We start from the raw sequence: 13,027 nt of genomic DNA, 5'->3' as shown, positions 1-13,027 counted from the left end.
CGTCTAAAATCGGTGCGGGAGGGCGCGAGCTCCCCCGCAGCGACGGCAACAACCAGAGGGGGACCCATGGCGCCCACCGCGACCACATCGCTCGGCCGTGCGCCGTCCCAGATTGTCGGCGGCTGGGAGGTGGGCCTCCTTGCCTTGCTTTTGCTGCTCTATCTCGGCGGCGCTCTCGTCAATCCCGCGTTCTTCGGGTCAACAGGGGCCTTTCACTCGCTACTCCGCGACACCTCGCGGGTTGCCATCATCGCGGTCGGAGTGACCTTCGTCATCGTCAACAAGGACCTCGATCTTTCGGTCGGTTCCACTTACGGCCTGGTCGCCGTCGTCTTCGCCAGGCTGTTCGCCCCGAGCTTTCTCGATCTCGGCATCGTCCCCTCGGTGATCCTCTGCCTGCTGCTCGGCACGCTGATCGGGCTGATCAACGGCGTGCTCGTCACCATCCTGAAGGTGCCGGCGTTCATCGCCACGCTGACCATCCTGTTCATCGGCCGCGGCTTCGTGCTGGCGCTGACCCACGGCCAGTCGATCTACTATCCCGCCAAGGCGACCGGTTATCCGCTTTTTTTTCACCTCGGCGAGACCAATCTCCTCGGCTTCAACAACCAGATCGCGATCTTCGCCATTGTCGCCGTGATCGGCGCCTATGTGCTCGCCAAGACCCGCTGGGGCTACGAGACCTTCGCCACCGGCGGCAACGAGCAGGCGGCGTCCTATGCCGGCATCCCGACCAACTGGGTGCGCATCCGGGCCTACCTGATCTCATCGCTCTGCGCGGCGCTTGCCGGCCTGCTGTCGGCGGCCCAGGACAAGGGCGTGACGCCCCTCTACGGCGTCAGCGGCGAGCTGACCGTCATCGCCGCCGTGATCATCGGCGGCGCCTCGATCCTCGGCGGCCGCGGCCGGGTCGCTGGATCCTGCCTTGGTGCCCTGCTGGTGGTGCTGCTCGACAAGGTGTTGCGCGAGGGCTGGCCGATCACGCGCATCATCAAGATCGGCGACGAGGAGATCACGGTCAACGCCGTCTTCTCGCTGCCGGTCGGCGCGGTGCCGGTGTTCCTCGGGCTGCTGCTCATCGTCGCGGTGCTCATCGAGCCCTATCTCATCCGCCGCCAGGTGGCAGGGCGCCTCTGGGCCTGGCTCCGCGGCCAGCCGCCGCCACCGGCCTACGAGATCGGCGGTATCGCGATCGAGGGGGTGCAGACCAAGGGCGCGATGGCGACCGACATGGCGCTGTCGGCCACCGGGTTCGGCAAGTTCCTCGCCCGGCGCGACGCGCTCGCCATCATCCTGACCGCGCTTCTGTGGCTGACCGGCCTTGCGCTCCGGCCGGACTACTGGTGGAACCTGTCCAACAGCTTCGCGATCCTGCTCAACTACACCGAGCTTGCGCTGATCACCGTCGGGCTCACCTACGTCATCGCCGCCGGCGATATCGACCTCTCCGTCGGGGCAGTGCTCGCCCTTGCCGGCAGCACCGCCGCCTATTTCCTCAAAGTCCTCGGCGCCGACCCCGTGACCGCCGTGGCGATGGGCCTGCTCGCGGGCATGTGCGCCGGCCTCGTCAACGCGATCGTCACCGTCGGCTTCAAGCTGCCGGCCTTCATCGCCACGCTCGGCATGTTCTACATCGCCCGCGGCCTCGCCGCCTGGTTCGTCGCCGGGCAGCAGCTCACCGGCTGGCCCGAGGGCTACAACCTGCTTGGCCGCAAGGTGAACGACATCCTGCTGCACTACCGCATCTCGCTGCCGGACGGGCTCGTGCGCTCGATCGCCGAGGTGGTGAGCGTCCAGACCATCTGGATGCTGTTCGTCGCCCTCCTTGCCGGCGTCGTGCTCGCCTACATGCCGTTCGGGCAGAAGGTCTATGCGACCGGCGGCAACATTCGCGCCGCCGCTTATGCCGGGATCAACACCAACCGGGTGCGGTTCCTCGCGCTCATGCTGGCGGCGCTCTGCGCGACAATGGCCGGGATTATCAACATCGCCTACTTCCGCAGCTTCAACCCGGTGGCCGGCCAGTTCCGCGAGCTCGACGCCATCGCCTCGGTGATCATCGGCGGCGGCTCGATCTTCGGCGGCTACGGCACCGTGATCGGGGCGCTCGCCGGGGCGGCGGTGATCACCCTGATCCGGGCGCTGCTGCAGCTCAACGTCCAGGGCTTCACCATGCCGCAGCACTGGATCAACGTCTTCATCGGCGGCATCCTGATCGTGGCGGTGCTGATCGACATCTGGGTGCGCCAGGCCAACATCTTCGGCCGCCTGCGGGCGCGCCTTGCGCGACGCACGAGAACGGCGGAAACCACCCATGCGTGACGCGACCACGCCTGCACCGATCGTAGAAATGCGGGGCATCGAAAAAGCCTTCGGTGCGGTGCAGGCGCTCCGCAACGTCGACCTCGTGCTCTATCCCGGCGAGATCCTGGGCCTCGTCGGCGACAACTCGGCCGGCAAGTCGACGCTGATGAAGATCCTGACCGGCGCCTACCAGCGCGACGCCGGCGAGGTGTTCGTCGCCGGGCAGCCGGTGCACTTCAAGAGCCCGCACGAAAGCCGCGACGCCGGCATCGAGATGATCTACCAGGATTTCGCTCTTTGCGGGAATATGGATGTCGGTCAGAACATCTTTCTTGGCCGTTGGCCGCGCAAGGGCCTTTTCGTCAATCGGCGGAAAATGTACGCGGAAGCCGACAGCGTGCTGAAGCGGCTCAAGGTCGACGTGAACTCCGTCTATCAAAAGGTCGAGAGCCTGTCGGGCGGCCGCCAGCAATCCGTAGCGATTGCCCGCGCTATCTCCTTCCAGCCGCGCGTGGTGATCCTCGACGAGCCGACCGCCAATCTCTCGGTGATGGCGACCGAGCGGCTGCTCGAGACCATGCTGGAACTGAAAAAGCAGGGCGTTGCCCAGATCATCATCTCCCACCGCCTCGTTGACATCTTCGCCGTGGGCGACCGAGTGATGGTGCTGAAGCGCGGCGAGAATGTCGGCGATCGCTACATCAAGAACACCGACGAGCATGAGGTCCTGGAGATCATCGTCTCCGGCACGCGAGAGCACGCACTTACGGCCGATGGGGCAAGGCTTTGACCAATCAGATTCCCACCATTGGGGCGACGCCATCTGCGGCGGCGCCAAGGACCGGCCAGGCTGCTTGGCGGCCGTCGAGCGGTCGATGGCCAGAAAAAACCCGCCTCGGCGGGCGGGTCGTTGGCGCAAATCAGCACCATGCCCAAAACAATAGCATAACTGCCGTCACCTGGCAATTGTTGCGTCTACCGCTGCTGCTCAGGCGGCTTCGCCGTGCTGTCTCGCCTGTTGACGCTTTCTCCGACGGCCGCTGATTTCCCACCTTTTGTGGAACCACATCCACTGGCCGGGATCCTCGCGCACCCAGCGCTCGACGACATCGTTGAGAAGCTGGGTGGTGCCCTGGACATCGACACTGCCGCCGGCAGTGCGCGGCAAGGTCAGTCTGTCCTCGATATCGAGCCGGAAGCGGTTGCCCGGCAAGCGCACGCAACGCGCCGGATAGACATCGCAATCATAGTGCCGGGCCAAGGTGGCCAGAATCCGGTTGCTCTCGCAAGGGCGGCCGAAGAAGGTCGTTTCGAGCCCGCCCGAGAATTTCTGGTCGACGAGGACGCCTATATTGCCGCCCTTCTCCAGGATGCCCGCCAGCGCGAATGAAGCGCCGGTCGACGAGGGCAGCAGGGAGCCCATGGTCGAGCGGCGCGTCGAGAGGATGTATTCGGCAAGATAAGGGTTGTTGGGCGGGCGAAACAGCGCCGTGATGTTCATGCCGAACGTGGCGGCAGCCACCGGCAGCAGCTCAAAATTGCCAAGGTGCCCGGTGAAGATGATGTGCGGCTTTTCCTCGCCGGCGATTTGAACGAAATGGTCTACCCCCTTGACCTCGACACGGCCCGGCTTCGCCGACGCCGGATCAAAGTCGAACAAGGCGTCGAGAAAGATGTATTCCGCCGCCAGGCGCGCCATATTGCCCCACATGTCGGAGGCGATGGCCTGGATCTCCCCTTCGCTTTTTTCCGGATAGGCCTTGCGCAAATTGTCGATGGCAACGTCGTGGCGTCCGACCCAAGGACCAATGCGGCGGGCGACGCGGTCGGCGAAATTGAGCGCGCTATCAACCGGCAGCAGACGCAGCACCGAGATTATCGCCATCGCGGCGCGCGCTACCAGCCAGTAGTTGAACTGGCGAAGCCGCCTGCCGTGGCGAAACGCCAGGTCGCGGCGGAGCTTCTTGAAGGCCTTGCCGAGCATTCTCAGCCGACGCGCAGGATGATCTTGCCGAACACGTCGCGGCCTTCCATGCGCTTCAGCGCCGCATCGATGCCGTCGAAGCCGACTTCGGTGTCGATGACCGGCGCGACGAGACCCGCCGCCATTTTCTGCATGGCGTCGGCCATGTTCCCCATACGGCAGCCGAAGGAGCCCAGCAGTTTCAGCTGCTGCTGGAACAATTGCATCAAATTGATCTGCGTCGACACGCCGGAGGTGGAGCCGCAGGTCACCAGGCGCCCGCCACGCTTCAGGCAGAGCATCGAGGCGGCAAAGGTGTCGGCGCCGACATGCTCGAAGACGACGTCGACGCCCTTCTTCTTGGTCAGCTTGCGCACGACGCCTTCGAAACGGTCGTCGCGATAGTTGATGACGTGGTCGGCGCCAAGCGCCTTGGCCTTGTCGATCTTGTTGTTGGAACCGACCGTGGTGATAACGGTGCAGCCCATTTTCCTGGCAAGCTGGATCGCGGCGGAGCCGATGCCCGAGCCGCCGGCATGGATGAGGATCGTCTCGCCGGGCTGCAGCCTGGCATTGTCGAACAGCATGTGCTCGACCGTGCCGAAGGTTACGGGCGCAACGGCCGCGCCGATGTCGGTCACGCCGGGCGGGGCAGGGACCAGCAGGCGCGCCGGCAGGTTTATCTTCTCCTGCGCAAAGCCGTCGAGATGGAAGCCGTGAACGCCGGAAACCTGCTCGCAGAGATTGTCACGGCCTTCGCGGCAGGCGCGGCAAAGCCCGCAGGTGCGTGCGCCATAGATCGACACCAATTGCCCCGGCACCAGGCTGGAGACGCCAGGGCCGACGGCCTCGACCTCGCCGGAGGCTTCCGCGCCGACGACCAGCGGCAGCTTGCGCTTGGCGAAGGCCATGCCGCGCCAGCCCCAGACGTCGATGTGGTTCAGCGCCACCGCCTTGATGCGCAGCGTCACTTCGCCGAGCGAAGGCGGCGGCGGCGGCGGCAGGTCCACCGTTTCAAGGCGGCGGTCCTCGATAAGTTGCAATGCGCGCATGGGCTGTCGGTTCTGTTGAGCGGAAAGCGCTCGCTTAGACCGGTTCCCGCGCCATGACAAGGCAGGTGTTCTGGCCGCCGAAGCCGAAGGAGTTGGACAAAACGGTGCCAACCTCGGCGTTGCGCTTCTGGTTCGGCACCACGTCGAGCACGATCGCCGGATCGGGATTGTCGTAGTTGATGGTCGGCGGAATAACGCTTTCGCGCATGGTCATCAGCGAAAAGGCGGCCTCGACCGCGCCGGCCGCCGACAGCGTGTGGCCGATCATCGACTTGTTCGACGAGATCGGCATCGAGCCGATCCGCTCGCCGAACACGGTCGACAGCGATAGATGCTCCATCTTGTCGTTTTCCGGCGTCGAGGTGCCATGCGCGTTGACATAGTCGATTTCGTCTTCGCTCAAGCCGGCATCGGCAAGGGCGGCCCGGACCGCGGCGATCGCCGGCGAACCGTCCGGCTTCGAGCGGGTGCGATGGAAATCGTCGGCCTTTTCACCGCAACCGCGCAGGATGCCGAGGATGGTCGCACCGCGGGCAAGTGCGGCCTCCAGCGATTCCAGCACCAGCGCGCCGGAACCTTCGGCGAGGACAAAACCGTCGCGATCCTTGGAAAAGGGTTTTGAGGCCTTTTCGGGGAGGTCGTTGTGGGTGGACAGTGCCGAAAGCAGCGAAAAACGGATCAGCGCCTCGGCGGTCGCCGAGCCGTCTGCGCCGATCGACAGCGCCCTGTCGCATTCGCCGCGACGGATCGCCTCGACGCCGAGCTGGATCGCCGTGGCGCCGGAGGCGCAGGCCGTCGACAGCGTGATCGGCAGGCCGCGGGTGCCGAAACGGTCGGCCAGCCGGTCGGCGATCGAACCGAACTGGGTGGTCTCGAAGATGTCGAGTTCCTTCAGGCCCCGCGCCACGCGCAGCAGCCTTTCGGCGCCAGCATCCTCACTGTCGGAATTGTAGAGCGAAAAGCGCTCGCTCCAGTCGAGCTCGACCGGCGGCGAGGCGAGGAAAAGCGGTCCACCGAAATCAACTGCATCGAGACCGGATTCGGCCACCGCTTCCTGTGCGGCGGTTTCGGCCAGTTCATAGGTGAGGAGGCTGGCGCCCTTCGAACTTGACGGCAGGAAGTCGACCATGCCGGAAATGCGCGTGTTCAGATGATCGACCGGAAAGCGGGTGATCGGATGGATGCCCGACTTGCCCGACGTGAGCGCCGCCCAATTGTCGGCCTTGCCGACGCCAAGCGAGGTCACCACGCCGATGCCGGTGACGGCGACGATCGGCCTGTTCATGTGATCTCTGAGATTGGCCATAGGGGAGCCCTCTTAATCTCTGCAGCATGGTAGCGCAGCGCTGCCTCAAGCAGCGTTGACCAGCGCCATGCCCTCGAATTGGTGATAGCCGATCGCCGTTGCAAGCGCGGTCCTGGGAATACCGCTGAACGGCTTCTCGTTGGCGGCGTCGAAAACGGGATAGGCGGCCTTGCGGTCGACGGCGAGTGCCGCAAGCGCCACGGCGAACGGGAATTGCGCTTCCTTCATATGGCCGGTCAGCGTCGAAAACGCGCGTATGGCCAGCGCCGGATTGGCATCGAGCGCCGATTTCTCGGCAGCGGTCGCGGCATGGGCGCCCGAAGCACCGGAGACGGCAAGCAGCTCGCCGTTCGGCAATGCAGCCTGCTTGAGCAGCGCGGCGATCTCGGCATCGAGCTCGTCTCGCCGGCGCCTGGCGCGGCCGGATACGACCGGGCCGAGTTCGGCGTAGATCTTGCGCCCACGCTTCACTGCGTGCTCGCGTTGCTCCAGAACCAGGAATGCGCCGCCGGACCCAGTCACCACGCCGCCGCCTTCGCCGCCTTGCCTTTGCCAGACCGGCTTCCAGGCGCCGCGATGCAGGTAACCGGCCAGCTCATAGCCGAGCAGCATGTCGGAATGTTCGGTCTGGAATGCGCCGCCGACCAGAATATGCGTCGACTGGCCGGAGCGGATGCGGGCTGCCGCCGTCTCGACGGCGGCGACGCCGGCGCCTTCCTCGCCCATGAAGGTGCGCGACGAGCCGGTTACCTTGTGGACGATCGAGATGTTACCGGCGAGCAGGTTGGAAAGCTGCGCCAGGAACAGTGTCGGGCGTAGTTCCGTGGTCAGTTTCTCGTTGAGCAGCACGTCGCGGTCGTTGCGGCTTTCCGAAGCGGCAAGGATGGCGGCATCGACCGCCTCGTCGCGCTCGCCGCCGCCGGCGGCCACCACCATGTCCATGGTTGCGCAAAGTTCGTCATTGCCCTTGATGCCGGCGTCGTCCAGTGCCAGGCCCGCGGCGTAGGTGCCAAGCCGCTGCCAGGTTTCCATCTGCCGCTGGTCACCGCGCTTGGCGATCTGCAGGTTCCAGTCGATCGCCGGCAGCGGATGAACGGTATAGGGCGCGAAGCGCGAGGCCTCCAGCACCGGCTCGAGCCCCGGCTGGGCGAGCTTTTGCCAGTGCGCATCCGGGCCTTCTCCCAGCGAAGAGACAAGGCCGATGCCTGATATGACGACGTCGCGGGGGCTGCTCATGAGCGGCTTTGTGGGTCAGGCGATTTCTTTTGATTTTGCGCATGATCCCTATCCGAAAATCGATGCCGATTTTCGGGGTCATGCGCCAAGCGCGTCAAGGTCACGCGCCCTGCCTCCATCAGGCGTTCTTGGCCGCAACCAGTGCGTCGATCTTGGCGCACAGGTTCTTCATGACGAAGTAATCGTCGGTCGAGGCCTTGCCGTCATTGACCTCTTGTGTCCACTTTTCCAGCGGCACCTTGATGCCGAATTCCTTGTCGATGGCAAAGACGATGTCGAGGAAGTCGAGGCTGTCGATGCCGAGATCGTCGATGGTGTGGCTTTCAGGGGTGATCGTGTCGATATCGATCTCACTGGTGTCGGCGATGATCTTGGCGACTTTGTCGAACGTGGTGGACAAGGGCTTTTCCTTCGGTTGCGGGCGGAATCTGTCCGCATGTTCAGCGCGCTGTCTAATCGGTTTTTCCGGGCAGGAAAAGGCCTGATACGCCGCGCGCAGATGGGATGCGGGTCTGGAAAAGACAAGAAGGGCCGCCGGTTGGCCCGGTGGCCCTTCCATTGACGCCACGTCAGCCTCCAGAGCATCGAGCTCCATCAGTGGCATTTTTGCAACAGTTGCCGAAGATGGGTGTCCTATCAGAATGTGACGCGGCCAAGCACGCGCAGGCCGTCGCCCTGCGGCTCGACCACCACGGCTTCGCCTTCGCGCGGAGAGACGCCGGTGAGGGCGACGATGTTTTCCAGATGCGTGACCATGACCAGATTGTCGGAGCCGGAATAGCCTCGGATTTCGTTCATGATCGCGGCAAGCTGGGCGGCTTTCTCGTTTCCGTCGGTCTTCAGCAGATCAAGTGGCGCGAAGGGCTCGGGCTCTGCTTCGAAAGCGATGCGGGCGGTGTCGAGGCAGCGGCAGTAGCGACTGGACAGCACGCGCTCGATGGGGGCCGCACGGGCGCCAAGCAGCGCGCCGATCCTGCTGGCCTGCTGCTTGCCGCGCGCCGAGAGATTGAGCTGGGTTGCGCATTTGGCGATGTCGAAATTCGCCGGATCGGTCGTGCCGGTGATCATGGCATGGCGAAGCAGCACCACATGGCCGCCGTCGCGCAACAGCGCCCAGCCGGCCTCCGTCGCATGCGCTGCGACGGGAACGACAAGCAGCAACAGCGCCAGGGCAAATCGAAACATCGGACGTCCTTTTCCCGGTCGCCGGAGGTAGGCCCCGGTGACCGGCATATAGGGATGGCAAAGCCGGCTGAAAGACAAGCGAGGGCATGGTGGCCCATTTCCTGGCTATCCAGATCAAGGACTGTTTCCGAGGACAGGCGATTGCACGGCAATGCGGGCTCGCCTATCACGGGAAATGTCTCCGCTCACCGAAACCGTGCTCTTCGTCTTCAGCCTTGTCGCGCTCGGCTATCTCGCCGGGCTCACTGGTTATTTGAGGCCGGCAAGCGGTGAGGGCATAGCCGAATTCGCCATCAACGTGGCGCTGCCGCCTTTGCTGTTCCAGACGATGGTGAAATCCGACTTCCATGGTGCCGCGCCATGGTCGCTGTGGTGCGCCTATTTCACGGCGGTTGCGCTCACCTGGGCCGCCGGTCATCTGGTCACCACGCGGATCTTCGGGCGAGACGCACGCACGGGTATCGTCGGCGGTGTATCGTCAGCCTATTCCAATATCGTCCTGCTCGGAGCCCCATTCATCCTCGGCATATTCGGGGCGGATGGGTTCGAAGTGCTGTCGCTGCTCGTCGCCGTGCATCTGCCGGTCATGATGATGGCCTCGATCGTCCTGTTCGAGATGTTCGGCCGTGGCGGCAGCGAGCCCGTGCATCCGCTTCGCGTCATCCGGGGCTTTCTGAGGAGAGTGTTCCTCAACCCGCTGATCATCGGCATTCTGGCCGGGCTTGCGTGGCGCCTCAGCGCTGCGCCGTTGCCCGAATTTGCCATGCGGCTGGTCGATGCGCTGGCCGACACCGCCGGACCGGTGGCGTTGTTCGCGATGGGGCTCAGCCTGCGCCGTCTCGGCATTTCCGGCAATGTCCGGCCGGCGCTGGCGCTGTCGGCGCTGAAACTGTTCCTGATGCCGGCACTGGTTCTCGCCTTCGTCTGGCTGCTTGGCCTGCCGCCGTTGACGGCCAAGGTGGCGGTCGTGGTGGCGGCACTGCCGTCCGGCATCAATTCCTATCTCATCGCCGTGCAGTTCAACACCGGACAGGCGCTGGCGTCGAACCAGATGACCATCGCCACGGCCAGTGCGGCCGTCACCACGGCCTTCTGGCTGGCGGTGGTCGTCTGGGTTTTCGGCTAGTTTTCGCTGGCCCAAACCCTATATGCCATCTTGCGATTGATTGCGGGGCTTGCCCTAGGTAAAGAGCAGTGGCTCCAGCGTACCGGCACCAATGCCGTCAAGTGCGCTCATCGAAGAAAATCCAGCGACCGGCCCGTCAGTGCGCCGAACGGAGGCTACACCATGCTTCAGAAAACCAGCCATTTCATGCGCCAGGCCAATCTCATCAATGGCGAATGGGTGCAGGCCGACAGCGGCCAGACGGTCGACGTCAACAACCCCGCCACCGGCCTCAAGATCGGCACCGTGCCGAAGTCGGGCAAGGTGGAGACCCGCCGCGCCATCGAGGCCGCCGACGCCGCCTTCAAGACCTGGCGCAAGACCACCGCGCTGGAACGCTCGAAGCTGCTGCGCAAGCTGCATGACGCGATGATGGACAATCAGGACGTGCTGGCCGAACTCTTGACCATCGAGCAGGGCAAGTCGCTGTTCGAATCGAAGGGCGAGATCGGCTCGGCCGCGTCCTACATATTGTGGTTCGCCGAAGAAGGCCGCCGCACCTATGGCGACGTGGTGCCGTCGCCGTGGGCGGATCGCCGCATCCTGGTGACCAAGGAGCCGGTCGGCGTCATCGCCGCCATCACGCCGTGGAATTTCCCGTCCTCGATGCTGGCCCGCAAGCTTGGCCCGGCGCTTGCCGCCGGCTGCACCGCGGTGGTCAAGCCCGCTTCGCAGACGCCTTATTCCGGCCTCGCCTGGGGCGCGCTCGCCGAGGAAGTCGGCTTCCCCAAGGGCGTCATCAACATCCTGACCGGTGCCGCCGGCGAGATCGGCGACGAGATCTGCGCCAATCCGCTGGTCAAGAAGATCACCTTCACCGGCTCGACCGAAGTCGGCAAGATCCTGATCCAGAAGTCATCCGTCACCGTCAAGAAAGTGTCGATGGAACTCGGCGGCAATGCGCCGTTCATCGTCTTCGACGACGCCGACATCGAGCGGGCCGTCGCGGGCGCGATCACCGCCAAATACCGCAATTCCGGCCAGACCTGCGTTTGCACCAACCGTTTCCTGGTGCAGGCGAAAGTCTACGACAAATTCGTCGAAAAGCTCGCCGCCGCCAGCAACGGGCTGAAGGTCGGCTCCGGCCTCGAGGACGGCGTGCAGCAGGGGCCGCTGATTGACGAGAAGGCCGTGGAAAAGGTCGAGGAGCTGATCGCCGACGCCACTGCCAAGGGTGGCAAAATCGTCGCCGGCGGCAAGCGCCATGCGCTTGGCGGCTCGTTCTTCCAGCCGACGGTGATCGCCAATGCGACGCCGAAGATGCGCTTCATGAAGGAGGAGATCTTCGGCCCGGTGGCACCGGTGTTCAAGTTCGAAACCGAAGGGGAGGCGATAGCACTCGCCAACGACACCGAATTCGGCTTGGCCTGTTATTTCTACACCGGCGATCTCGGCCGCGCCTTCCGGGTCATGGAAGAGCTGAAATACGGCATGGTCGGGGTCAATGAAGGCCTCATCACCACGCCGGAAGCGCCGTTCGGCGGCGTCAAGGAATCGGGCCTCGGCAAGGAAGGCGGACATCAGGGCATCGAGGACTATCTCGACACCAAATATGTCTGCATCGGCGGCCTCGGCCTCTGATTTGCTCACCTCTGATTTCCTCGGGGTCTGTTGATCACAACGGACCCCGCTAAGCCCGAAAGGTCAGGCGGGCATCGATCAACCAACCGGCATTTCGGGCATGGCGATGAAGGACGGCGAGGTCTTCGGCACGACGCAGGCGGGCGACCAGGTCCGCCGCTTCACCATTCGGGGCGGCGGCCTCACCGCCAACATCATCGGGCTCGGCGCCATAATCCAGGATCTGCGACTGGCCGGGCACGACGCACCGCTGGTGCTGGGATATGACCGTTTCGAGCCCTATGAGACGGACAGGGCCTTCTTCGGCGCCGTTGTCGGGCGCTTTGCCAACCGCATCCGTGACGGCCGCTTCACCATCGCCGGAAAGCGCTACCAGAGCGAGCGCAACTTCCTCGACAAGCATACGCTGCATGGCGGCTCCGAAGGCTATTCCCACCGGCCATGGACGGTCTCGCTGCATGGCAGGGATTTCGTCACGCTGACGTTGCATGATCCCGATGGCACGATGGGCTTTCCCGGCGCGCTCGACGTGACCTGCACCTACCGGCTGAAGATCCCGGGCACGCTGAGCATCGAGATGACCGCGACCTCAGAAGAGCCGACGCTCTGCAATCTCGCCCAGCATTCCTATTTCAACCTCGACGATGGCGGCGCCGGCGACATCCTCGACCACCGGCTGATGCTGAATGCCGGCGCCTATACGCCTGTCGACGGCGAGATGATCCCGACCGGCACGGTGAAGCCCGTCGACGGCACGCCCTTCGACTTCCGCCAGGCGCGGCCGCTGCGCATGGAGACCGAGGGCGAACAGCTTCCCTACGACCTCAATTTCTGCCTCGCTCCGACACGCGGGCCGCTCAAGCAGGCTTCCTGGGCGCAAGGTGCGAGTTCCGGTGTCGAAATGGAGGTCTGGACCACGGAGCCGGGTCTCCAGCTCTATACGGGTCAGTATCTGCAGCCGTTTTCTTCAGGGTTGGACGGGCGCCACTACAAGGCTTTTTCAGGCTTCTGCCTGGAGGCCCAGGTCTGGCCGGATGCGCCGAACCGGCCGTATTTCCCGCAGGCCACGCTGTGGCCGGGCCAGATCTACCATCAGGTGACGGAATACCGGTTCCGGCTGCCTTAGCCGTCAAATGCCGCTCGAAGGATTTCGAACGGCGCCAGCGCGCCGCGCACCTGGACGACGGCGGCGGCGACGCGGTGCGCGCGCAGCACGGCCTCGGCCGGGGCGTGGC

General features: G+C 64.5%; 11 protein-coding genes and 1 pseudogene. 5 read left to right on the top strand and 7 right to left on the bottom strand.

The window, feature by feature from the left end; all coding sequences use genetic code 11:
• The first annotated feature begins 66 nt into the window (after positions 1 to 66).
• Positions 67 to 2,322 (top strand): Permease of sugar ABC transporter, encoded by a 2,256-nt coding sequence (locus tag MESS4_RS21430; RefSeq protein WP_006335419.1) that lies wholly within the window; start codon positions 67 to 69, stop codon positions 2,320 to 2,322.
• Positions 2,315 to 3,094 carry an ATP-binding cassette domain-containing protein gene (locus tag MESS4_RS21425; protein ID WP_006335417.1) on the top strand — a complete coding sequence of 260 codons (780 nt, stop codon included), beginning with the start codon at positions 2,315 to 2,317 and terminating at the stop codon, positions 3,092 to 3,094. Before MESS4_RS21430 ends, MESS4_RS21425 begins: the two co-directional genes overlap by 8 nt.
• A gap of 198 nt (positions 3,095 to 3,292) precedes the next feature.
• On the opposite strand, the gene MESS4_RS21420 is transcribed toward MESS4_RS21425, so the two are convergent.
• The 6 genes from MESS4_RS21420 to MESS4_RS21395 all read right to left on the bottom strand — a co-directional run bounded on the left by MESS4_RS21420 (position 3,293) and on the right by MESS4_RS21395 (position 9,046).
• The gene (locus tag MESS4_RS21420; protein WP_006335415.1) at positions 3,293 to 4,288 is read right to left on the bottom strand and encodes a lipid A biosynthesis lauroyl acyltransferase; all 996 of its coding nucleotides are present in this window, start codon (positions 4,286 to 4,288) and stop codon (positions 3,293 to 3,295) included.
• Between the two features lie 2 nt (positions 4,289 to 4,290).
• A complete protein-coding gene (locus tag MESS4_RS21415; protein WP_006335413.1) occupies positions 4,291 to 5,319 on the bottom strand; it encodes a zinc-binding dehydrogenase in 1,029 nt (342 codons plus the stop codon).
• 34 nt (positions 5,320 to 5,353) lie between these two features.
• Positions 5,354 to 6,625, bottom strand: a complete 1,272-nt coding sequence (locus MESS4_RS21410) for a beta-ketoacyl-ACP synthase (RefSeq protein WP_006335411.1) — start codon at positions 6,623 to 6,625, stop codon at positions 5,354 to 5,356.
• 45 nt (positions 6,626 to 6,670) lie between these two features.
• Positions 6,671 to 7,861, bottom strand: coding sequence for a beta-ketoacyl-ACP synthase (locus tag MESS4_RS21405; protein ID WP_006335409.1), 1,191 nt, complete (start codon positions 7,859 to 7,861; stop codon positions 6,671 to 6,673).
• Between the two features lie 118 nt (positions 7,862 to 7,979).
• Complete coding sequence (locus MESS4_RS21400; protein WP_006335407.1) at positions 7,980 to 8,261, bottom strand: acyl carrier protein; 282 nt, start codon at positions 8,259 to 8,261, stop codon at positions 7,980 to 7,982.
• A 236-nt stretch (positions 8,262 to 8,497) separates the two neighbouring features.
• Positions 8,498 to 9,046: a histidine phosphatase family protein gene (locus tag MESS4_RS21395; protein ID WP_006335404.1), complete on the bottom strand. Its 549-nt coding sequence runs from the start codon at positions 9,044 to 9,046 to the stop codon at positions 8,498 to 8,500.
• A gap of 175 nt (positions 9,047 to 9,221) precedes the next feature.
• Between MESS4_RS21395 and MESS4_RS21390 the strand changes: the two genes are divergently transcribed.
• The 3 genes from MESS4_RS21390 (at position 9,222) to MESS4_RS21380 (ending at position 12,918) form a co-directional block, all read left to right on the top strand.
• Positions 9,222 to 10,172, top strand: a complete 951-nt coding sequence (locus MESS4_RS21390; RefSeq protein WP_006335402.1) for an AEC family transporter — start codon at positions 9,222 to 9,224, stop codon at positions 10,170 to 10,172.
• A 162-nt stretch (positions 10,173 to 10,334) separates the two neighbouring features.
• Entirely contained in the window at positions 10,335 to 11,792 is a 1,458-nt protein-coding gene (locus MESS4_RS21385) for an NAD-dependent succinate-semialdehyde dehydrogenase (RefSeq protein WP_006335400.1), read from the top strand.
• Positions 11,793 to 11,892: 100 nt separating this feature from the next.
• A complete protein-coding gene (locus MESS4_RS21380) occupies positions 11,893 to 12,918 on the top strand; it encodes an aldose epimerase family protein (protein ID WP_006335399.1) in 1,026 nt (341 codons plus the stop codon).
• On the opposite strand, the pseudogene MESS4_RS34715 reads toward MESS4_RS21380, so the two are convergent.
• A pseudogene (locus tag MESS4_RS34715) lies at positions 12,915 to 13,027 on the bottom strand (sugar kinase); the annotation flags it as partial. The gene MESS4_RS21380 and the pseudogene MESS4_RS34715 overlap by 4 nt on opposite strands.

It is taken from the genome of Mesorhizobium sp. STM 4661, assembly GCF_000359125.1.
Taxonomy (GTDB): domain Bacteria; phylum Pseudomonadota; class Alphaproteobacteria; order Rhizobiales; family Rhizobiaceae; genus Mesorhizobium.
This window is presented reverse-complemented; position numbering and strand designations above follow the sequence as displayed.